The sequence below is a fragment of the Citrobacter sp. CFNIH10 genome, from assembly GCF_002934585.1.
Lineage (GTDB): Bacteria > Pseudomonadota > Gammaproteobacteria > Enterobacterales > Enterobacteriaceae > Citrobacter_A > Citrobacter_A amalonaticus.
Genome location: NZ_CP026210.1, coordinates 25,647 through 45,942, shown reverse-complemented (window position 1 = coordinate 45,942; position 20,296 = coordinate 25,647). Strand labels below are relative to the sequence as shown.

The following is a 20,296-nucleotide window of genomic DNA, read 5'->3' as shown; positions in this document are numbered from 1 at the left end:
CGCCGACCTGATTCGTTTTTCAATAGCGCTGGACGTTGTGGTGCCAGGGACTTACCAACCCGATGTGTGCCCATCCGGGGCAGTTACAGCCGTTACAGCCTCTGGAGAGGGAGCGGCTTGCCGCTCGGTGATAATCCCAGCTGTAGCGGCCTGATTACATCCGGCCGCTACACCTAGCTCCACCTTCAAACAAGGAATATCGTTGATGTCACTGTATCGCCGTCTAGTTCTGCTGTCTTGTCTCTCATGGCCGCTGGCTGGCTTTTCTGCCACCGCGCTGACCAACCTCGTCGCGGAACCATTCGCTAAACTCGAACAGGACTTTGGCGGCTCCATCGGTGTGTACGCGATGGATACCGGCTCAGGCGCAACTGTAAGTTACCGCGCTGAGGAGCGCTTCCCACTGTGCAGCTCATTCAAGGGCTTTCTTGCTGCCGCTGTGCTGGCTCGCAGCCAGCAGCAGGCCGGCTTGCTGGACACACCCATCCGTTACGGCAAAAATGCGCTGGTTCCGTGGTCACCCATCTCGGAAAAATATCTGACAACAGGCATGACGGTGGCGGAGCTGTCCGCGGCCGCCGTGCAATACAGTGATAACGCCGCCGCCAATTTGTTGCTGAAGGAGTTGGGCGGCCCGGCCGGGCTGACGGCCTTCATGCGCTCTATCGGCGATACCACGTTCCGTCTGGACCGCTGGGAGCTGGAGCTGAACTCCGCCATCCCAGGCGATGCGCGCGATACCTCATCGCCGCGCGCCGTGACGGAAAGCTTACAAAAACTGACACTGGGCTCTGCACTGGCTGCGCCGCAGCGGCAGCAGTTTGTTGATTGGCTAAAGGGAAACACGACCGGCAACCACCGCATCCGCGCGGCGGTGCCGGCAGACTGGGCAGTCGGAGACAAAACCGGAACCTGCGGAGTGTATGGCACGGCAAATGACTATGCCGTCGTCTGGCCCACTGGGCGCGCACCTATTGTGTTGGCCGTCTACACCCGGGCGCCTAACAAGGATGACAAGCACAGCGAGGCCGTCATCGCCGCTGCGGCTAGACTCGCGCTCGAGGGATTGGGCGTCAACGGGCAGTAAGGCTCTGAAAATCATCTATTGGCCCACCACCGCCGCCCTTGCGGGCGGCATGGATTACCAACCACTGTCACATTTAGGCTAGGAGTCTGCGCGGCAGAGCCGTGTGACCGGTTTTCTGTAGAGCACTGACGATGGCGGCGGCGCTCTCTGCAATTGGCAAGGCGTCGGCGCCAAGGATACCAATCTTGCGGCGCGCGGCGTGTTATGACGACTGGGGTGCATTTGAGCCGCCCCATTTAACCTTCGCCCTCACAGATACGCCATTCGCCTCAGATTTAGCGCCATGCAGACGAGCTTCCACTCGGCTTGCACCTTGTCCAGGCCCCTCATGCTGAACTGACGCAATCCCATCACCGCCTTGATCCAACCATTCGGAGCCTCCACGATCGACTTGCGCCGGCGGTAAGCTGCATCGCCTTGCTCCGTTTTCAATTTCGCCGCAATCGCCGCCGTATGCGGATGGGTCTTGGCATTGACCTTGGCATCTTCACGTCCCTCGCGGCCGAGGGCAACGATGACATCGCCGTGGTGATCGGCGACCTTTGCCAGAACAGCCTCACTACGGAATCCCGCATCCGCCAGCGTCTGGGCCGGCATTTCTCCGGTGTTGGCCTGAACTGCTGCCAGCATGCCCAGCAGCGCCTGACTGTCCGCGGCGCAGTTGGTCAACTCCGCCGCCACGATGATCTGGTGCTCGGCATCGACCGCTGTGTACCCGTTGTAGCTCTGCTCGGAGCCACCACCGGCGTGTTTCATGATCCGGCTGTCCGGATCGGTGAAGCTTTCCTGATCACGGTCATCCGGCACACCAAACTCGCGTTTGTACGAGCCACCGCCCTTGTCCGAGCCATCCGGATGGCGAGGCCGGCGGCCATCGTCTTCGCTGCGCCCCCGGGCCTGGTCCGCTTCACGCTGGCGCGCTTCCAGGCGCGCCTTTGCCGCCTGGATCGCCTCCAGGCGCTTCTCGCGGCGAGAAATCTCGGCAGGAATGTCCAGCTCCGGCTCGTTACGCTCCTGGTCGTCGGTAGCCTTGGCGCGATCAAGCAGCGCCTTGATCTCGCAATGCAATTCGTCCTCGGCCGGCTTCATGCGCTTATAGCTCATCGCCTTGTGGCGGCTGGCGTTGGCTTTTACCTTGGTGCCGTCGACCGCGATCGTGCCAAGCTTCACCAGCCCACATTCGCGCGCCAGTTGCACCACCTGAACGAACAAATTCTCAAGCTCGGTCAGGTGTAGGGCACGGAAGTCACTCAGCGTGCGGTGGGCCGGGAAGTTTCCAGCGGCCAGCACACGCAACGCGACATCCTCGTACAGCTTCCTGGCTAGTTTGCGCGAAGAGAAGACGCCGCTCGCGTAACCATAGATCAGCACTTTGACCATCATCGCCGGATGAAACGGCTGATTGCCCGGACCACCGCCGGCATACCGGGCGTGGAATGCGCTCAAGTCCAGCGTATCGACAGTCTCGCTGATGAAGTAGGCAAGATGCCCTTCAGGTAGCCACTCTCCCAGAGAAGGGGGCAGCAGATAGGATTGGTCGGGTCGGTAAGGAAGGTAACTGGCAGCCATCCCCGTATCGTCCTCGATCTTCCGCCGATTTGGCTTCTGCCGCGCAGGCTCCTAGGCCACCGTAGCTAAACATACGAGAAAAACCGCTTCTTGAGCGCTCTCTGAGACCACCTTGCCGACAACGCAGAAACGGTTGCGGAAAAATCGGCGTTTCCGGCGTACGCCACCCGACCTGGACGAACTATTGCGGACCTGGAACTGGAGTAGCGGAATTCCCCGGGGTTTCAGCGTCGCGCCACAGCGCCTCAGATAGATGCGGTAGCCTTTGGCGGGTCGTCATGGGGTCGGTTCCGGCTGAGGGCGAAATGACACCCTAAGCGTTAGCTCTGTGTCGTTGCACGATGTCAGCGACGGTATTCTTGCTGATACCGAGCTCGCGTGCGATCCAGCGATAGCTGCGTCCCTCGGCCCTCATCGCAACCACCTTAGGCAAAAGTCGGTCTGATTTTGGTCGCACTCCGGCCTGACGACCAAGCCTCTTACCACGTGCCTTCGCAACAGCAAGGCCTGACTTGACCCGCTCGCTGATGAGATCCCGCTCAAACTCCGCAATGCCGGAAAGAAACGTCGCCAGCATTCGTCCATACGGCGACGAAAGATCGAACGCCATTCCATTCATGGCTATCACGGAAACCTTCCAGTTCTCCAGTTCACGTAGCGTATTGAGCAGATCGAGCGTCGAGCGCCCCCACCGGGAAAGCTCAGTGACCAGGATTGCATCAATTTGTCTGGACTGGGCAAGCGCCAGGACTTTCTTTCGCTCGGCCCGGTCGAGTTTAGTTCCTGAACCTGTTTCCTTAAATATTCCCACCACGTCGTAGCCGGCACGGCCGGCGAAGGCTCGCAGATCAAATTCCTGGCGTTCACAAGACTGATCCGCTGTTGAAACCCGGCAGTAAATGGCGGCACGATGTCCCAATTGAACCCTCCTGGATTTTTGTATCGGAACGCCCTGATTTATATGGGCTGGCTGTTGTCCAAAACAGACTATACTTCAAAAGGGACGAATTTGTATGTCACGACGCCATATTTTCACCGAACGGCAGCGAGCAGCGCTGTTCGATCTGCCCACGGACGAACTGTCGCTACTGAAGTTCTACACGCTGGGCGATGATGACCTGGAAAACATTAGGCAGCGCCGCAGACCGGAAAACAGGATTGGCTTTGCCCTGCAACTTTGTGCCTTACGATATCCGGGCCGTGCACTGGCTCCTGGTGAGATGATCCCGCGTGAAGTCCTTTCCTTCGTCGGTGCTCAGCTTGGAGTTCCGGCTGATGCGCTTCTCACTTATGCCACACGGCGCCAAACCCGTCAGCAGCACATGGACACGCTGCGCGAAATTTACGGCTACAAGACCTTCACGGGCCGTGGTGCCCGTGATCTGCGGGAGTGGACTTTCGGCCAGGCCGAAGATGCCAGATCAAACGAGGATCTTGCTCATCGTTTTATTGTGCGGTGTCGGGAAACTTCCACCATTCTGCCCGCAGTATCGACAATCGAGCGCTTGTGCGCGGATGCTCTGGTCGCCGCTGAGCGGCGGATTGAAACGCGGATTGCGGAAAATTTAACAGCGGATGTTCGCGATCACCTGGACAAACTTCTGAGTGAAATGCTCGCCGGCAATATCAGTCGTTTCATCTGGCTTCGCAACTTCGAGGTTGGTAACAACTCGGCTGCTGCTAACCGTTTGCTCGACAGGCTCGAATTTCTGCGTACCCTGAATATCAATCATAGTGCTTTGGCCAGCATACCTGCCCATCGCATTGCCCGGCTGCGTCGGCAGGGTGAACGCTACTTCACCGACGGTTTGCGTGACATCACTTCGGACCGCGGCACTGTTGCAAATAGTCGGTGGTGATAAACTTATCATCCCCTTTTGCTGATGGAGCTGCACATGAACCCATTCAAAGGCCGGCATTTTCAGCGTGACATCATTCTGTGGGCCGTACGCTGGTACTGCAAATACGGCATCAGTTACCGTGAGCTGCAGGAGATGCTGGCTGAACGCGGAGTGAATGTCGATCACTCCACGATTTACCGCTGGGTTCAGCGTTATGCGCCTGAAATGGAAAAACGGCTGCGCTGGTACTGGCGTAACCCTTCCGATCTTTGCCCGTGGCACATGGATGAAACCTACGTGAAGGTCAATGGCCGCTGGGCGTATCTGTACCGGGCCGTCGACAGCCGGGGCCGCACTGTCGATTTTTATCTCTCCTCCCGTCGTAACAGCAAAGCTGCATACCGGTTTCTGGGTAAAATCCTCAACAACGTGAAGAAGTGGCAGATCCCGCGATTCATCAACACGGATAAAGCGCCCGCCTATGGTCGCGCGCTTGCTCTGCTCAAACGCGAAGGCCGGTGCCCGTCTGACGTTGAACACCGACAGATTAAGTACCGGAACAACGTGATTGAATGCGATCATGGCAAACTGAAACGGATAATCGGCGCCACGCTGGGATTTAAATCCATGAAGACGGCTTACGCCACCATCAAAGGTATTGAGGTGATGCGTGCACTACGCAAAGGCCAGGCCTCAGCATTTTATTATGGTGATCCCCTGGGCGAAATGCGCCTGGTAAGCAGAGTTTTTGAAATGTAAGGCCTTTGAATAAGACAAAAGGCTGCCTCATCGCTAACTTTGCAACAGTGCCATTGTGATCACCCCGGCTTTTCCCGATAAATTCTTTATCCGCTTCATCAAGATGAAAATAACGCGCCAGCTGAAGTTCATCGGGTTCGCCAGTGAACCTGCCATAACTCTCAACCTGCTCAGTGGTCAAAAAATCAACGGGCATATCGGCCTCCCTGCCTGACGGCTTTTTTAACACAACTGCAACCGTTCGAAATATTATAAATTATCAGACATAGTAAAACGGCTTCGTTTGAGTGTCCATTAAATCGTCATTTTGGCATAATAGACACATCGTGTCTGATATTCGATTTAAGGTACATTTTTATGCGAATTTTTGGTTATGCGCGGGTCTCAACCAGCCAGCAGTCCCTCGATATTCAGATCAGAGCGCTCAAAGATGCAGGGGTAAAAGCTAACCGCATCTTTACCGACAAGGCATCCGGCAGTTCAACAGATCGGGAAGGGCTGGATTTGCTGAGGATGAAGGTGGAGGAAGGTGATGTCATTCTGGTGAAGAAGCTCGACCGTCTTGGCCGCGACACCGCCGACATGATCCAACTGATAAAAGAGTTTGATGCTCAGGGTGTAGCGGTTCGGTTTATTGACGACGGGATCAGTACCGACGGTGATATGGGGCAAATGGTGGTCACCATCCTGTCGGCTGTGGCACAGGCTGAACGCCGGAGGATCCTAGAGCGCACGAATGAGGGCCGACAGGAAGCAAAGCTGAAAGGAATCAAATTTGGCCGCAGGCGTACCGTGGACAGGAACGTCGTGCTGACGCTTCATCAGAAGGGCACTGGTGCAACGGAAATTGCTCATCAGCTCAGTATTGCCCGCTCCACGGTTTATAAAATTCTTGAAGACGAAAGGGCCTCGTGATACGCCTATTTTTATAGGTTAATGTCATGATAATAATGGTTTCTTAGACGTCAGGTGGCACTTTTCGGGGAAATGTGCGCGGAACCCCTATTTGTTTATTTTTCTAAATACATTCAAATATGTATCCGCTCATGAGACAATAACCCTGATAAATGCTTCAATAATATTGAAAAAGGAAGAGTATGAGTATTCAACATTTCCAAACAAAGTTAGGCATCACAAAGTACAGCATCGTGACCAACAGCAACGATTCCGTCACACTGCGCCTCATGACTGAGCATGACCTTGCGATGCTCTATGAGTGGCTAAATCGATCTCATATCGTCGAGTGGTGGGGCGGAGAAGAAGCACGCCCGACACTTGCTGACGTACAGGAACAGTACTTGCCAAGCGTTTTAGCGCAAGAGTCCGTCACTCCATACATTGCAATGCTGAATGGAGAGCCGATTGGGTATGCCCAGTCGTACGTTGCTCTTGGAAGCGGGGACGGATGGTGGGAAGAAGAAACCGATCCAGGAGTACGCGGAATAGACCAGTCACTGGCGAATGCATCACAACTGGGCAAAGGCTTGGGAACCAAGCTGGTTCGAGCTCTGGTTGAGTTGCTGTTCAATGATCCCGAGGTCACCAAGATCCAAACGGACCCGTCGCCGAGCAACTTGCGAGCGATCCGATGCTACGAGAAAGCGGGGTTTGAGAGGCAAGGTACCGTAACCACCCCAGATGGTCCAGCCGTGTACATGGTTCAAACACGCCAGGCATTCGAGCGAACACGCAGTGTTGCCTAACCCTTCCATCGAGGGGGACGTCCAAGGGCTGGCGCCCTTGGCCGCCCCTCATGTCAAACGTTAAACATCATGAGGGAAGCGGTGATCGCCGAAGTATCGACTCAACTATCAGAGGTAGTTGGCGTCATCGAGCGCCATCTCGAACCGACGTTGCTGGCCGTACATTTGTACGGCTCCGCAGTGGATGGCGGCCTGAAGCCACACAGTGATATTGATTTGCTGGTTACGGTGACCGTAAGGCTTGATGAAACAACGCGGCGAGCTTTGATCAACGACCTTTTGGAAACTTCGGCTTCCCCTGGAGAGAGCGAGATTCTCCGCGCTGTAGAAGTCACCATTGTTGTGCACGACGACATCATTCCGTGGCGTTATCCAGCTAAGCGCGAACTGCAATTTGGAGAATGGCAGCGCAATGACATTCTTGCAGGTATCTTCGAGCCAGCCACGATCGACATTGATCTGGCTATCTTGCTGACAAAAGCAAGAGAACATAGCGTTGCCTTGGTAGGTCCAGCGGCGGAGGAACTCTTTGATCCGGTTCCTGAACAGGATCTATTTGAGGCGCTAAATGAAACCTTAACGCTATGGAACTCGCCGCCCGACTGGGCTGGCGATGAGCGAAATGTAGTGCTTACGTTGTCCCGCATTTGGTACAGCGCAGTAACCGGCAAAATCGCGCCGAAGGATGTCGCTGCCGACTGGGCAATGGAGCGCCTGCCGGCCCAGTATCAGCCCGTCATACTTGAAGCTAGGCAGGCTTATCTTGGACAAGAAGATCGCTTGGCCTCGCGCGCAGATCAGTTGGAAGAATTTGTTCACTACGTGAAAGGCGAGATCACCAAGGTAGTCGGCAAATAATGTCTAAAACAAAGTTATGCACCTATTAAGCGCACAGCGGAGCAATGAAGGATACCTTGATGAAAAAAATTTTGCTGCTGCATATGTTGGTGTTCGTTTCCGCCACTCTCCCAATCAGTTCCGTGGCTTCTGATGAGGTTGAAACGCTTAAATGCACCATCATCGCAGACGCCATTACCGGAAATACCTTATATGAGACCGGAGAATGTGCCCGTCGTGTGTCTCCGTGCTCGTCTTTTAAACTTCCATTGGCAATCATGGGGTTTGATAGTGGAATCTTGCAGTCGCCAAAATCACCTACGTGGGAATTGAAGCCGGAATACAACCCGTCTCCGAGAGATCGCACATACAAACAAGTCTATCCGGCGCTATGGCAAAGCGACTCTGTTGTCTGGTTCTCGCAGCAATTAACAAGCCGTCTGGGAGTTGATCGGTTCACGGAATACGTAAAGAAATTTGAGTACGGTAATCAAGATGTTTCCGGTGACTCGGGGAAGCATAACGGCTTGACCCAGTCATGGCTGATGTCGTCGCTCACCATATCTCCCAAGGAGCAAATTCAGTTTCTTCTACGCTTTGTCGCGCATAAGCTGCCTGTATCCGAAGCGGCTTATGACATGGCGTATGCCACAATCCCGCAGTACCAGGCAGCCGAAGGATGGGCTGTACATGGAAAAAGCGGCAGCGGCTGGCTTCGGGACAATAACGGCAAGATAAATGAAAGTCGTCCGCAGGGCTGGTTCGTGGGCTGGGCTGAAAAAAACGGACGGCAAGTTGTTTTCGCCCGATTGGAAATAGGAAAGGAAAAGTCCGATATTCCCGGCGGGTCTAAAGCACGAGAGGATATTCTCGTGGAATTACCCGTGTTGATGGGTAACAAATGATATGTGGCGTCATCGAGAGCAGATGCATAACCCTGCGCTCGAGCGGACCTCGCGCATAAAGCCGCGCGAGTCCGCTCACCTTGAACGTTAGATGCACTAAGCACATAATTGCTCACAGCCAAACTATCAGGTCAAGTCTGCTTTTATTATTTTTAAGCGTGCATAATAAGCCCTACACAAATTGGGAGATATATCATGAAAAGAGTTTGATGCTCAGGGTGTAGCGGTTCGGTTTATTGACGACGGGATCAGTACCGACGGTGATATGGGGCAAATGGTGGTCACCATCCTGTCGGCTGTGGCACAGGCTGAACGCCGGAGGATCCTAGAGCGCACGAATGAGGGCCGACAGGAAGCAAAGCTGAAAGGAATCAAATTTGGCCGCAGGCGTACCGTGGACAGGAACGTCGTGCTGACGCTTCATCAGAAGGGCACTGGTGCAACGGAAATTGCTCATCAGCTCAGTATTGCCCGCTCCACGGTTTATAAAATTCTTGAAGACGAAAGGGCCTCGTGATACGCCTATTTTTATAGGTTAATGTCATGATAATAATGGTTTCTTAGACGTCAGGTGGCACTTTTCGGGGAAATGTGCGCGGAACCCCTATTTGTTTATTTTTCTAAATACATTCAAATATGTATCCGCTCATGAGACAATAACCCTGATAAATGCTTCAATAATATTGAAAAAGGAAGAGTATGAGTATTCAACATTTCCGTGTCGCCCTTATTCCCTTTTTTGCGGCATTTTGCCTTCCTGTTTTTGCTCACCCAGAAACGCTGGTGAAAGTAAAAGATGCTGAAGATCAGTTGGGTGCACGAGTGGGTTACATCGAACTGGATCTCAACAGCGGTAAGATCCTTGAGAGTTTTCGCCCCGAAGAACGTTTTCCAATGATGAGCACTTTTAAAGTTCTGCTATGTGGCGCGGTATTATCCCGTGTTGACGCCGGGCAAGAGCAACTCGGTCGCCGCATACACTATTCTCAGAATGACTTGGTTGAGTACTCACCAGTCACAGAAAAGCATCTTACGGATGGCATGACAGTAAGAGAATTATGCAGTGCTGCCATAACCATGAGTGATAACACTGCGGCCAACTTACTTCTGACAACGATCGGAGGACCGAAGGAGCTAACCGCTTTTTTGCACAACATGGGGGATCATGTAACTCGCCTTGATCGTTGGGAACCGGAGCTGAATGAAGCCATACCAAACGACGAGCGTGACACCACGATGCCTGCAGCAATGGCAACAACGTTGCGCAAACTATTAACTGGCGAACTACTTACTCTAGCTTCCCGGCAACAATTAATAGACTGGATGGAGGCGGATAAAGTTGCAGGACCACTTCTGCGCTCGGCCCTTCCGGCTGGCTGGTTTATTGCTGATAAATCTGGAGCCGGTGAGCGTGGGTCTCGCGGTATCATTGCAGCACTGGGGCCAGATGGTAAGCCCTCCCGTATCGTAGTTATCTACACGACGGGGAGTCAGGCAACTATGGATGAACGAAATAGACAGATCGCTGAGATAGGTGCCTCACTGATTAAGCATTGGTAACTGTCAGACCAAGTTTACTCATATATACTTTAGATTGATTTAAAACTTCATTTTTAATTTAAAAGGATCTAGGTGAAGATCCTTTTTGATAATCTCATGACCAAAATCCCTTAACGTGAGTTTTCGTTCCACTGAGCGTCAGACCCCTAGACAAGAAAGTCCGTTAAGTGCCAATTTTCGATTAAAAAGACACCGTTTTGATGGCGTTTTCCAATGTACATTATGTTTCGATATATCAGACAGTTACTTCACTAACGTACGTTTTCGTTCTATTGGCCTTCAGACCCCTAAAAGCAGACTTGACCTGATAGTTTGGCTGTGAGCAATTATGTGCTTAGTGCATCTAACACCTGAGTTAAGCCGCGCCGCGAAGCGGCGTCGGCTTGGACGAATTGTTAGGCCGCATATCGCGACCTGAAAGCGGCACGCAAGACCTCAACCTTTTCCGCCCCGAGTGAGGTGCATGCGAGCCTGTAGGACTCTATGTGCTTTGTAGGCCAGTCCACTGGTGGTACTTCATCGGCATAGTAAAAGTAATCCCAGATGATCGCCTCCCAGCTGTTACAACGGACTGGCCGCCCGGCGATGACGCCCTCAGCCGCCTCTGGGCACGAGCCCTGCGGAGCCTCCGCGATTTCATACGCTTCGTCTGCCCACCAAGCAGGTTCGCAGTCAAGTAACTCATCCCCGATCTCCGCTAAGAATCCATAGTCCAACTCCTCCATGACGCGCCCGCCGAGCATTTCAACTATTGCCTCGAGCTCGCCGCGCCTCTCGCCGGGAAACGTCAGATCAATATCATCGTGCTTGCGTGTTACACGCCCTAGCCGTGCATCGATCGCCCAGCCCCCACCGATCCAGAGCGGCAGATTTCGCTCATCTGCCGCAGCTAGAATTTTGTGTATCAATGTGACCTGCGTTGTGTCCATGCGGCCTAACTTTGTTTTAGGGCGACTGCCCTGCTGCGTAACATCGTTGCTGCTCCATAACATCAAACATCGACCCACGGCGTAACGCGCTTGCTGCTTGGATGCCCGAGGCATAGACTGTACCCCAAAAAAACAGTCATAACAAGCCATGAAAACCGCCACTGCGCCGTTACCACCGCTGCGTTCGGTCAAGGTTCTGGACCAGTTGCGTGAGCGCATACGCTACTTGCATTACAGCTTACGAACCGAACAGGCTTATGTCCACTGGGTTCGTGCCTTCATCCGTTTCCACGGTGTGCGTCACCCGGCAACCTTGGGCAGCAGCGAAGTCGAGGCATTTCTGTCCTGGCTGGCGAACGAGCGCAAGGTTTCGGTCTCCACGCATCGTCAGGCATTGGCGGCCTTGCTGTTCTTCTACGGCAAGGTGCTGTGCACGGATCTGCCCTGGCTTCAGGAGATGGGGTTTGAGGTCCAACCGTACGAAAACGTACGGTAAGAGGAAAATTATCGTCTGAAAAATCGATTAGTAGACAAGAAAGTCCGTTAAGTGCCAATTTTCGATTAAAAAGACACCGTTTTGATGGCGTTTTCCAATGTACATTATGTTTCGATATATCAGACAGTTACTTCACTAACGTACGTTTTCGTTCTATTGGCCTTCAGACCCCTTTTAACAGGGTTACATCTCGATCATCGGGAACAGATCATCTTCCTGGTGGTAAAGCACGTCGTCCGTTTCCGTTCCATCAAGCCATTCAGCGAACAGTTCAAACAGGCACACCGACATTTCCTCCGGTGAAATTGCGCCACACTGCAGCTCGTAGAAGACCTCAATTTTTTCCAGCAGGCTGTTGGCCGCTTTGTCGTAGCCGAACAGCTTGATTGGCGGGAAGTGCATTGCATCCGGGTTAGTTTCCGCCAGTTCATCATCCTTGCGTTCCGGATAGATGCTGTACAGCGTCGCCGGCGATGGCGGTAGTACCTCGATAAAGCGGTTTATCCGCATCGGCAGCTCGCTGGAAAACTTCTCATTGTCCGGAATGTAAAATGCCGCGCTGCGTACCAGGGCATCCTGAAAAGAAATTACCCCCTGACCTTCGGTCTGCTTACGCAGCTCACGAATGTTCACGCGGTCCTTTTCACGGATTTGGTACAGATCCCCTTCCCGGACCGTTTTGGAAAACGTGCCGTGTTCGGCTTCCTGCCCGGAGAGCTCAGAATAATAATCCTGGCCGACGGTTTCTCGCAGTATTTCAAAGGTTTTCCGGTCTTCAATCGACTCAAAATATTTCACGCGGGTGTTGGCGATCAGCGAATCCACCTCGCCGTTCGCGCCGCGGGCGAGCGACGGGTGATCCTGGGAGGAAAATACGCCCATTTTTTCCAGTGAACGCATCTGCGCACTCAGCGTATCCATACCACTGGTGAAATACTGGCCCAGCTCGTCATAAATCAGCCCGTATGGCGCCTGATTATTCAGCGCATGAGTGAGCAGGACTTCCTCTTTTTTCCCTTCCAGCTGGTAGCCCAGATCCTTACTGATGGTCATTCGCTGCAGCGTCACATATAAACGGCCAAGCGTGGCCGCTTCACCGCGGGACAGCTCCAGCGACGGGATCATGACGATGAGAATGCGGTCATTGTGGAAAATATCGTCCATCCGGATATCGCCGCTGTCTTCCGGAAAAACATGGCCATAAGTTTCATTGAACAGGGAGAGCGTCTTCAGGAACTGACGGCTCATGTAGTTATGCTGTTCGAAGGCGCGGGCTTCCCACGTTTCCGGGTATTCCGCGTTGGCCAGCAGGAAGCCTGGTGTATTTTCCAGATAACTTTCCAGCGCGGCGTAACCCTCGCTGTGCCAGCCGTTTTTCTTTGCCTCAACGTACAGCGCGGCCATTGCCGGCAGCGACATGTTTTTCTGAATAGTGCGCTGTGACAAAAGCAGTTCGCCGCGGGCGCGCTTATAACACAGGGCATTGATCAGCGCCGACATCATGGCTTTTGCCGTATCCTGCCACTGTGCCGAATCCCCGCCCACCTGGGGGAGCATGGATTCCATCAACTGGATGATGAAGGTCGGCGGGGCAACGCTGAAGAGGTTGACTGAGTTGGATTGCGCGGGGATGCTTTCCTGCTTCACCAGGTTCACGAACCTGTCAATACTGCCGGTCAGCAGGTTGAGGACGTAATAATCATCCTCACGGCCGAAACGGCGCGCCAGCGACCAGGTGGCGAAGGCCAGCTTGTTATCTGCTTTACCGTCTGAAAGGCAGTAGCCACGGCACCACAGCAGGAAGTTAACGATAAACCCATAGAAGGTTTCGGTTTTACCCGACCCGGTGGTACCAAAAAATACCATGTGGCGCAGCAGGTCCGTCATGTTCAGCCACAGCTCGCGGCCGAACAGGCGTCCCCGCTCATACCCGACATATAAAATTCCCTTCGCTTTCTTTCGCTCCCGGACCTTATGCGGGATGCGAATGGGCCCCAGACGGTATTCCGCCTGGGTTTCCGTGGTCAGGGTGTCGTCGAACATTTCGCAGTCTTTCGGCATTCGCAGCGGTGGCCGGAATTTACGATCCGTGAATGCCACCATCAGCGGCGGAAGGATGAGGATGCTCAGCAGCATGGTAAAGGGGAGAAACAGACCCAGCACGGTCAGTATGGCCAGCAGGCCAAACTGTACGTTCGGAGTGAGGAACCACTCCATGAACGAACCATCCGGGCGGATGACTTTTTTACTGTCTACAGATTCCTGTTGCATAGCGGCTCCGGGTTATTCTCCTATTGCCTGCTGCAGGCGGGCATCGTCTTTGACGACGGAAACCGGGATCACATCACCCGAATCGGCAACGATGGACGGGGTGCCGATAAACCCGAATTTCGCAAATGCCATATTGTTCGCGTCAACCAGGCGGGCGCCGGTGGTATCCGGGGCTGTTTTCGGATCGTCAATTTTCGGGTTCATGGTGGTGTATCCCATGTTAATCGTGTCTTCCCAGCTTTTCAGTCGGGTATCTTTCCCGGTATCGAGTACAGGAGCGGCGCGGACCATCGAGCGCAGGTCGCCATAAACGGACACGGGGAAAATCTCGACGTTATAGCGTTTGCTCAGTTCCTGCAGTCGGGGTTCCAGCGCGCGGCAGTGCGGGCACATCGGATCGGAAAACACATACAGGGTGTGTTTATGCCCGGTTGAAAGCGAGATCGTAAAGCGTCCGCTGGTGACGGCATCTTTCAGTGACAGCAAGTCGTTATCAGCCAGTTTTTTAGGGGCTTCAGGTGCTGCCTGAACCTGCAGCTGCTCCGGCGCAGTGGCAGGCTGCTGCAGACCCGGCGCGGGAGCATACGAGTTTGCCTGCAGCGGCTGTGCCGGCTGATGCATATTCATCAACGCGCCGTTGATGGAGACGATAAAGCCCAGCGCGGCGACTGGCCAGAAGATAAAGTTAGACAGCCGGCGCACGGCATTGAGTCCGCGCTGCTGTTTCAGCTTTTTACGGATATTGTTCAGCGCCTCGATGGCCTGATATTCGTTTTCAAAGCGGAACAGCTGCACCGCTTCACCAGAAAACGTATTGTGCGTCAGGATGTGACCGCTGCCGGCATCATGGCCAAGCCCAAAATGACAGGCTGACAGGGGGAAGGAATGCAGGGCTTGTTCCTGGTAGTTTCCGTCAGCGGAAAGATAAAGTGTGTTGCGATCGGTTTTTACGGTGAGTTTCATACTTCCTCGCTTAGAGTTCCAGGTGATCGGGACGGGTTGCCGGCTGAGGTTTAGCCGGCGTCGGTTCATCGTCTGTCAGTCGCAGACTGTTGTTCGGGGTGTCGTGCGGAGCTGCAGGCGGCGTAGCCGGCTCGTCTTCCGCTTCAGCGTCAGATTCAAATGCAAATGGCGGTATAATGTCTTCCTGCCAGTGAGCGACCGGAATGGCGGGATCGCGGCGGTCAATATGGCGGTAATGGAGCAGATCCAGCTCAAGGCCCAGCACGGCCGCCCGCACGGTCGGCGGGAATTTCGCCGCCTTTTCTTCATCGAGCGTCAGCCGGTAACTTTCGCACTGACTCCAGGCAATAACACCACCTCCCTCAATGAAGAACTTCCCGCGGCCGGCGCTTGAAAGTGCATACCATAACGTGCGGTCCACACCTTTAAGCCACCGGAAATTAGCGGATGGCAGCTGCAGGTCATCATCGAACAGCGCGTAGAGTAGCGAACGGGAGCTGCGGCGCCCCTTTGCAAATTCCCGGAACGCTTCACACTGGCTGGCGACGGTCCAGAACCCGGCGGCCAGCGAATAATCAGGGAAACCGTCTTTAGTCCGCAGGCAGGAACGGTTGAGATCGTCGAGAATGGATTTAGCCGTTGGCCGGTCGCTCATAAACCGCAGATGTACAAACGAGGCTGCGAGCGCTTTTTCCCAGGGCGCCAGGGAAAGGGCCGCCCCTTCGGGAGCCAGGTTTACCTGTGACAGGAAGACCTTATGTGCGGCTTTTTTACGGAGGCGGCGCTTAGCGGTATCAATCAGGTTATGTTCCTGGGCAAACTCAACGGGTGACTGCGCGCTGCGTGCTTCTTCCGGATCTTCATTCAGCAGCAGCTGATCGAGGTGGCCAAACCGGGCGAGGATATGAGCTATCCCCGGATAGTTTTTTACCATCACCCAGGGCAGGTTCCGGATGGTCAGTTTACGGGTCAGACGGTAGTAAGGATTGCGCGAGATAACCCAGACGAACAACCCGATGATTAAAATGAACAGGGGAAAGAGCACGCTGGCCGTGTCGTTCATCACGCTGATAAAGTCCCACAGCGAAACCTGGTGGTTATACCGCGCCGCCGAAAGCAGCATGTCCCGGCGCTCGGCCGCATTACCCGGTGTAATGGCGTCCGGCAGTACACCGTAGATCCAGTAAAGCAGGCGACAGACTCCGTAAATCACATAATCACGAAAGCCAAACCACATCACTGTGATCATGATGAGAAGGGCCCCGATAATCATCAGGCCATCATCCCCTCCCCCTTTCCGTTGTGGCTGGTTTTGCATCAGAACCTCAGAGAATTTTGGTAAACCTTCCCGATATACCAGGCCTTACGCGCCGGCGTGTTGGAGTGATAGCGGCCGACACCCTGCCAGAAATCCCCCCCTTCGAGAATGATGTTGTATTTGAGGATGTAGGCACTGGCCATTGCAGAGGCGCAGAAGTCATGCTGCAGCTGCTCCGCTTTTACGCCAAAATCGGACGCCAGCTTATTCGCCCAGATGGTGTTTATCTGGAATGCGCCGTAATCGTAAGTGCCGTTTTTGTTTTTATTTTTCATTCCCGGTTTTCCGCCTTCAGTCAGCCACAAGGCGAGGAATCCACGGAGAGGAATGTGATAAATCTGTGCTGCTTCAACCATGCAGGTTGGCAGCGGGATTGAGGGCGGGGCATCAACCATAACAATCTCCTAATGATTTCTATTTCGAGTAAAAAATATACCATCAAAAGGAGATTTTTTTAAATCATTTTGGTACGGATAATTGAGAGGCTGTCAAAGGGATTTTATTTGCCTTCGACAGAGACAATATTGCCCTCGTTCGCATTTTCCCATGTCGGGATTTCGCCACTCAGCGTGCAGCGGAGTGTTTCTTTTCCGACGGTAAGTGGTGCGCCACTGCTGTAGTAATGACTTTCATACAGGCAAGAGGTTTTCTTTTGTTCCGGGGTCAGTGTAATACCGGCATCCTGATCCTTTGCCAGCAGTTGTACAAGATGTTGGTTTGTCTGTACCTGCTCACCCAGAATGCTGCTCAGTAAAGAATCGGTTTTCGGCGCGGATACGCTCTGAGCAAAGGCACTGCAACTGATTACGGATGCAGCCAGAATAAGAGCAATCTTCGTGTTGAATTTCATTTCACTTTCTCCATTAAAAAAATCGGCAATCATTTTCTGTATCATTTAAATTAGGTCTGAAAACCGGCCTGAGTGTCAAGCCGATTCTGTTTAAAAATTAACAGGGGATAAAATGATTCAGTCACGTAATAAATATCTGCAGTTTATGCTGGTTCTGCTGGCAGCCTGGGCCATAGCCTGGGGGGCCATGTTTGTCATGGGGCAGGCTGTTCTGCTCTATGGGCTGGGGAAAAATGCAATGTTCTTCAGTCATGGTGCTGTACTGGTGTACCTGCTGTGTGTTTTCCTGGTATACCGCCGCTGGGTTGCTCCGCTACCGGTCGTTGGCCAGCTGCGCAACGTTGGCGCACTGTGGCTGGTTGGCGCGATGGCCGTGGTGTATGTCGGTGAATTTCTGCTGGGTAAAGTGCTGGACCTGCCCGCTGAGCCATTTATGACGAAACTTTTTGCCGATAAGTCTATACCCGATGTGATCCTGACGTTGCTGGCCGTCTTTATCCTTGCCCCGCTGAATGAGGAAATCCTGTTCCGTGGTGTCATGCTGAACGTCTTCCGTTCGAGGTACAACTGGACGATGTGGCTGGGCGCGCTGATAACGTCTTTGCTGTTTGCCGCCGTGCATATGCAGTATCAGAACCTGCTGACCCTGGCAGAAATGTTCCTGGTGGGGCTGATTACATCAGCTGCCCGGATCAGAAGTGGCGGCCTGCTGCTGCCGGTATTGCTGCATATGGAAGCTACCGCGCTGGGTTTACTGTTGGGCTGAAAGTTATATTTTTATTAAACATTGTGCGTTAAAGCCTGGTATGTTTTTTTAGTGAATGTTATATTTAAATATAACTTTTATGGAGGTGAAAAATGCATACCACTCGACTGAAGAAGGTTGGCGGCTCAGTCATGCTGACCGTCCCACCGGCACTGCTGAATGCGCTGTCGCTGGGTACAGATAATGAAGTTGGCATGGTCATTGATAATGGCCGGCTGATTGTGGAGCCGCACAGACGCCCGCAGTATTCACTGGCTGAGCTGTTGGCACAGTGCGATCCGAACGCTGAAATCTCGGCAGAAGAACGTGAATGGCTGGATGCGCCGGCGGCTGGTCAGGAGGAAATCTGACATGGAAAGAGGGGAAATCTGGCTTGTCTCGCTTGACCCTACCGCAGGTCATGAGCAGCAGGGAACGCGGCCGGTACTGATTGTCACGCCGGCTGCTTTTAACCGCGTGACCCGCCTGCCTGTTGTTGTGCCCGTGACCAGCGGAGGCAATTTTGCCCGCACTGCAGGCTTTGCTGTGTCGCTTGACGGCGCCGGCATACGTACCACCGGCGTTGTGCGTTGCGATCAACCCCGGACGATCGATATGAAAGCCCGCGGCGGCAAACGACTCGAACGGGTGCCAGAGACTATCATGGACGACGTTCTTGGCCGTCTGGCCACCATCCTGACCTGACCGTTTCCTGAAGCCTGCAATATACTGTATGTATAAACAGTTATTGGAGGCTAAATTATGGCGCTGGATCTCGTTTATCCCCGGCCTTCAGTGGAAGGTGACGCACTCCCTTTTTTTGCCGAGCCCGTTGCGGCCGGCTTTCCCAGCCCGGCCGCAGGCTATGAGGCCAATGAACTTAACCTGCATGATTACTGCGTGCGGCGTCCGGCCGCAACGTACTTCTTGCGTGTGTCCGGCGATTCTATGCGTGATGCCCGCATTCATGATGGCGATGTGCTGGTCGTCGATCGGGCAGAAGAGCCCCGGCACGGCAGCATCGTGATTGCCAGCATCGATAATGAATTTACGGTCAAGCAGCTGCAGCTCCACCCTTACCCCTGCCTGATGCCGCTGAATCCGGCTTTTCCGCCAATCAGGTTTGATCCGGAGGCGCTGCAGATATGGGGTGTGGTTACGTTCACTGTCATGAGACACCGCCCGTGTACGCCTTAATCGATGTCAATTCGATGTACTGCAGCTGCGAAGAAGCGTTCCGCCCTGATTTACGAGGTCGCCCTGTGGTCGTTCTCAGCAACAACGACGGGGCGCTTGTTGCGGTCAATCGCGCGGCGAAAGCGCTGGGCGTGCGCCGCGGGGAGCCCTATTTCCGCTGCCGCCGCCTGCTGGAACAGCATAACGTTGCCGTATTCAGTTCCAACTACACCCTTTACGCCTCATTCTCCGCCAGATTTGCAACCGTGGTGGAGAGTCTGGCACCGCGGACATTTGTTTACTCAATTGATGAGCTCTTTGCGGATGCCTCTCATATGGAGGGCGTGATGACGCCGCAGGCGTTTGGCCAGCTTTTGCGGGCTGAAGTGCTGCGCCAGACAACGCTCACCTGTGGAGTCGGCGTCGCGCCAACGAAGACGCTGGCCAAGCTGTGCAACCATGCCGCAAAGACGTGGCCTGCCACCGGGGGGGTTGTGGCGCTCAGTGATCCTGTAAGACTGAAAAAGCTGATGAGCCTGGTGGCGGCCGGCGATGTGTGGGGCGTTGGCCATCGTACCGAAAAAGGGCTGGCGGCAATGGGGATCAAAACGGCGCTGGCGCTCGCAGAGATGGATATCCGTCTTGCACGCCGGCTGTACGGTGTGACGCTGGAAAGGACCATTCGTGAGCTGCGTGGCGAGGCCTGCTTTGCCCTGGAGGAAGGCACCGGCGCGAAACAGCAGCTTGTTGTATCCCGTTCGTTTGGAGCGCGGGTCACGCAACTGGCGCAGATGCAGCAGGCGGTGACTAAATATGCCACACGAGCAGGGGAAAAGTTGCGCCAGGAAAACCGCCTGGCGAAGGTGGTAACGGTCTTTATCCGCAGCAGTGCTTATGACGCCGGCGGTGTGCCCTACAGTAACCAGGCTACGGAAGTGCTTCCCGTGCCAAGCCAGGATACCCGCGACATCATCGCCGCGGCGCAGCTGGGGCTGTCGCGTATCTGGCGTGAGGGCGTGCGGTATGCAAAAGCCGGCGTGATGCTCAGCGATCTGCAGGGATATGAAACCCAGCTGGATCTGTTTGCGCCGGCTGCAGTGCGGCCGGGCAGCGAAAAACTGATGGCCACCATCGACAAAATAAACAGGGAAGGAAGGTCAAGGGTCTTCTTCGCCGGGGAAGGTATTGATCCGGAATATGCCATGCGCCGTGAAATGTTGTCTCCGGCCTACACCACGCAGTGGAAGGATATTCCCGCGGCGTTTATGCGATAACAGCGATGTGCAG

At 54.1% G+C, this 20,296-nt stretch carries 20 protein-coding genes and 4 pseudogenes; 15 read left to right on the top strand and 9 right to left on the bottom strand.

Annotated elements, in window-relative coordinates; genetic code table 11:
• Positions 1-205 precede the first annotated feature (205 nt).
• Positions 206-1,087 (top strand): carbapenem-hydrolyzing class A beta-lactamase KPC-2, encoded by an 882-nt coding sequence (locus C2U53_RS00335; protein ID WP_004199234.1) that lies wholly within the window; start codon positions 206-208, stop codon positions 1,085-1,087.
• A 249-nt stretch (positions 1,088-1,336) separates the two neighbouring features.
• Here the strand turns inward: C2U53_RS00335 and C2U53_RS00330 are convergent, their stop codons facing one another.
• Together C2U53_RS00330 and C2U53_RS00325 are read right to left on the bottom strand one after the other, a co-directional pair.
• Entirely contained in the window at positions 1,337-2,656 is a 1,320-nt protein-coding gene (locus tag C2U53_RS00330) for an IS1182-like element ISKpn6 family transposase (RefSeq protein ID WP_004152397.1), read from the bottom strand.
• 313 nt (positions 2,657-2,969) lie between these two features.
• Positions 2,970-3,575 carry a recombinase family protein gene (locus C2U53_RS00325; RefSeq protein ID WP_000509966.1) on the bottom strand — a complete coding sequence of 202 codons (606 nt, stop codon included), beginning with the start codon at positions 3,573-3,575 and terminating at the stop codon, positions 2,970-2,972.
• 94 nt (positions 3,576-3,669) lie between these two features.
• Between C2U53_RS00325 and C2U53_RS00320 the strand changes: the two are divergent.
• A pseudogene (locus C2U53_RS00320) lies at positions 3,670-4,488 on the top strand (DUF4158 domain-containing protein); the annotation flags it as partial.
• 63 nt (positions 4,489-4,551) lie between these two features.
• A complete protein-coding gene (locus C2U53_RS00315) occupies positions 4,552-5,256 on the top strand; it encodes an IS6-like element IS26 family transposase (RefSeq protein ID WP_001067855.1) in 705 nt (234 codons plus the stop codon).
• A 52-nt stretch (positions 5,257-5,308) separates the two neighbouring features.
• On the opposite strand, the pseudogene C2U53_RS30630 reads toward C2U53_RS00315, so the two are convergent.
• Positions 5,309-5,452 (bottom strand): annotated as a pseudogene (locus C2U53_RS30630) (DUF4158 domain-containing protein); the annotation flags it as partial.
• A 161-nt stretch (positions 5,453-5,613) separates the two neighbouring features.
• Between C2U53_RS30630 and C2U53_RS00305 the strand changes: the two are divergent.
• From C2U53_RS00305 to C2U53_RS00280, 6 genes and pseudogenes are all read left to right on the top strand, one after another.
• The gene (locus C2U53_RS00305) at positions 5,614-6,171 is read left to right on the top strand and encodes a recombinase family protein (protein WP_001217881.1); all 558 of its coding nucleotides are present in this window, start codon (positions 5,614-5,616) and stop codon (positions 6,169-6,171) included.
• 233 nt (positions 6,172-6,404) lie between these two features.
• On the top strand, positions 6,405-6,959 hold the full coding sequence (locus tag C2U53_RS00300) for an aminoglycoside N-acetyltransferase AAC(6')-Ib' (RefSeq protein ID WP_014454105.1): 555 nt from the start codon (positions 6,405-6,407) through the stop codon (positions 6,957-6,959).
• Positions 6,960-7,028: 69 nt separating this feature from the next.
• Entirely contained in the window at positions 7,029-7,817 is a 789-nt protein-coding gene (gene aadA1 / locus C2U53_RS00295) for an ANT(3'')-Ia family aminoglycoside nucleotidyltransferase AadA1 (RefSeq protein WP_001206315.1), read from the top strand.
• Positions 7,818-7,876: 59 nt separating this feature from the next.
• A complete protein-coding gene (locus C2U53_RS00290; RefSeq protein ID WP_000722315.1) occupies positions 7,877-8,701 on the top strand; it encodes an oxacillin-hydrolyzing class D beta-lactamase OXA-9 in 825 nt (274 codons plus the stop codon).
• A 199-nt stretch (positions 8,702-8,900) separates the two neighbouring features.
• A pseudogene (locus C2U53_RS00285) lies at positions 8,901-9,218 on the top strand (recombinase family protein); the annotation flags it as partial.
• A gap of 182 nt (positions 9,219-9,400) precedes the next feature.
• Positions 9,401-10,261: a broad-spectrum class A beta-lactamase TEM-1 gene (locus C2U53_RS00280; RefSeq protein WP_000027057.1), complete on the top strand. Its 861-nt coding sequence runs from the start codon at positions 9,401-9,403 to the stop codon at positions 10,259-10,261.
• Positions 10,262-10,656: 395 nt separating this feature from the next.
• On the opposite strand, the gene aadB is transcribed toward C2U53_RS00280, so the two are convergent.
• Positions 10,657-11,190: an aminoglycoside nucleotidyltransferase ANT(2'')-Ia gene (gene aadB / locus C2U53_RS00275; protein WP_000381802.1), complete on the bottom strand. Its 534-nt coding sequence runs from the start codon at positions 11,188-11,190 to the stop codon at positions 10,657-10,659.
• Positions 11,191-11,338: 148 nt separating this feature from the next.
• On the opposite strand from aadB, the pseudogene intI1 reads away from it, so the two are divergent.
• Positions 11,339-11,653: pseudogene (gene intI1, locus C2U53_RS00270) on the top strand (class 1 integron integrase IntI1); the annotation flags it as partial.
• Positions 11,654-11,869: 216 nt separating this feature from the next.
• Here intI1 and C2U53_RS00265 read toward each other — a convergent pair.
• The 5 genes from C2U53_RS00265 to C2U53_RS00245 form a co-directional block, all read right to left on the bottom strand.
• On the bottom strand, positions 11,870-13,957 hold the full coding sequence (locus C2U53_RS00265; protein ID WP_004187443.1) for a hypothetical protein: 2,088 nt from the start codon (positions 13,955-13,957) through the stop codon (positions 11,870-11,872).
• A gap of 12 nt (positions 13,958-13,969) precedes the next feature.
• Positions 13,970-14,920 (bottom strand): DsbC family protein, encoded by a 951-nt coding sequence (locus C2U53_RS00260; protein ID WP_004206886.1) that lies wholly within the window; start codon positions 14,918-14,920, stop codon positions 13,970-13,972.
• 10 nt (positions 14,921-14,930) lie between these two features.
• The gene (locus C2U53_RS00255) at positions 14,931-16,238 is read right to left on the bottom strand and encodes a conjugal transfer protein TrbA (RefSeq protein ID WP_223802057.1); all 1,308 of its coding nucleotides are present in this window, start codon (positions 16,236-16,238) and stop codon (positions 14,931-14,933) included.
• On the bottom strand, positions 16,238-16,633 hold the full coding sequence (locus C2U53_RS00250) for a lytic transglycosylase domain-containing protein (protein WP_004187436.1): 396 nt from the start codon (positions 16,631-16,633) through the stop codon (positions 16,238-16,240). Before C2U53_RS00250 ends, C2U53_RS00255 begins: the two co-directional genes overlap by 1 nt.
• 104 nt (positions 16,634-16,737) lie before the next feature.
• The gene (locus C2U53_RS00245; protein ID WP_004187434.1) at positions 16,738-17,088 is read right to left on the bottom strand and encodes a DUF1496 domain-containing protein; all 351 of its coding nucleotides are present in this window, start codon (positions 17,086-17,088) and stop codon (positions 16,738-16,740) included.
• 112 nt (positions 17,089-17,200) lie between these two features.
• On the opposite strand from C2U53_RS00245, the gene C2U53_RS00240 reads away from it, so the two are divergent.
• The 5 genes from C2U53_RS00240 to umuC all read left to right on the top strand — a co-directional run bounded on the left by C2U53_RS00240 (position 17,201) and on the right by umuC (position 20,283).
• Positions 17,201-17,854, top strand: a complete 654-nt coding sequence (locus C2U53_RS00240; protein WP_040119742.1) for a CPBP family intramembrane glutamic endopeptidase — start codon at positions 17,201-17,203, stop codon at positions 17,852-17,854.
• 92 nt (positions 17,855-17,946) lie between these two features.
• Positions 17,947-18,204, top strand: a complete 258-nt coding sequence (gene pemI / locus C2U53_RS29720) for a type II toxin-antitoxin system antitoxin PemI (RefSeq protein WP_004187429.1) — start codon at positions 17,947-17,949, stop codon at positions 18,202-18,204.
• A 1-nt stretch (position 18,205) separates the two neighbouring features.
• Positions 18,206-18,538: a type II toxin-antitoxin system toxin endoribonuclease PemK-mt gene (gene pemK-mt / locus C2U53_RS00235; RefSeq protein WP_004187427.1), complete on the top strand. Its 333-nt coding sequence runs from the start codon at positions 18,206-18,208 to the stop codon at positions 18,536-18,538.
• 57 nt (positions 18,539-18,595) lie between these two features.
• Entirely contained in the window at positions 18,596-19,030 is a 435-nt protein-coding gene (locus C2U53_RS00230) for a LexA family transcriptional regulator (protein ID WP_049866821.1), read from the top strand.
• On the top strand, positions 19,018-20,283 hold the full coding sequence (umuC, locus tag C2U53_RS00225) for a translesion error-prone DNA polymerase V subunit UmuC (RefSeq protein ID WP_040119741.1): 1,266 nt from the start codon (positions 19,018-19,020) through the stop codon (positions 20,281-20,283). The genes C2U53_RS00230 and umuC overlap by 13 nt, the downstream gene beginning before the upstream one ends.
• Positions 20,284-20,296 lie beyond the last annotated feature (13 nt).

Excerpts from the sequence above, each read along its gene's own strand:
- C2U53_RS00335 (WP_004199234.1), top strand. The coding sequence starts at position 206 with ATGTCACTGTATCGCCGTCTAGTTCTGCTGTCTTGTCTCTCATGGCCG.
- C2U53_RS00330 (WP_004152397.1), bottom strand. The coding sequence starts at position 2,656 with ATGGCTGCCAGTTACCTTCCTTACCGACCCGACCAATCCTATCTGCTG.
- C2U53_RS00315 (WP_001067855.1), top strand. The coding sequence starts at position 4,552 with ATGAACCCATTCAAAGGCCGGCATTTTCAGCGTGACATCATTCTGTGG.
- C2U53_RS00305 (WP_001217881.1), top strand. The coding sequence starts at position 5,614 with ATGCGAATTTTTGGTTATGCGCGGGTCTCAACCAGCCAGCAGTCCCTC.
- aadA1 (WP_001206315.1), top strand. The coding sequence starts at position 7,029 with ATGAGGGAAGCGGTGATCGCCGAAGTATCGACTCAACTATCAGAGGTA.
- C2U53_RS00290 (WP_000722315.1), top strand. The coding sequence starts at position 7,877 with ATGAAAAAAATTTTGCTGCTGCATATGTTGGTGTTCGTTTCCGCCACT.
- C2U53_RS00280 (WP_000027057.1), top strand. The coding sequence starts at position 9,401 with ATGAGTATTCAACATTTCCGTGTCGCCCTTATTCCCTTTTTTGCGGCA.
- aadB (WP_000381802.1), bottom strand. The coding sequence starts at position 11,190 with ATGGACACAACGCAGGTCACATTGATACACAAAATTCTAGCTGCGGCA.
- C2U53_RS00265 (WP_004187443.1), bottom strand. The coding sequence starts at position 13,957 with ATGCAACAGGAATCTGTAGACAGTAAAAAAGTCATCCGCCCGGATGGT.
- C2U53_RS00260 (WP_004206886.1), bottom strand. The coding sequence starts at position 14,920 with ATGAAACTCACCGTAAAAACCGATCGCAACACACTTTATCTTTCCGCT.
- C2U53_RS00255 (WP_223802057.1), bottom strand. The coding sequence starts at position 16,238 with ATGCAAAACCAGCCACAACGGAAAGGGGGAGGGGATGATGGCCTGATG.
- C2U53_RS00250 (WP_004187436.1), bottom strand. The coding sequence starts at position 16,633 with ATGGTTGATGCCCCGCCCTCAATCCCGCTGCCAACCTGCATGGTTGAA.
- C2U53_RS00245 (WP_004187434.1), bottom strand. The coding sequence starts at position 17,088 with ATGAAATTCAACACGAAGATTGCTCTTATTCTGGCTGCATCCGTAATC.
- C2U53_RS00240 (WP_040119742.1), top strand. The coding sequence starts at position 17,201 with ATGATTCAGTCACGTAATAAATATCTGCAGTTTATGCTGGTTCTGCTG.
- pemI (WP_004187429.1), top strand. The coding sequence starts at position 17,947 with ATGCATACCACTCGACTGAAGAAGGTTGGCGGCTCAGTCATGCTGACC.
- pemK-mt (WP_004187427.1), top strand. The coding sequence starts at position 18,206 with ATGGAAAGAGGGGAAATCTGGCTTGTCTCGCTTGACCCTACCGCAGGT.
- C2U53_RS00230 (WP_049866821.1), top strand. The coding sequence starts at position 18,596 with ATGGCGCTGGATCTCGTTTATCCCCGGCCTTCAGTGGAAGGTGACGCA.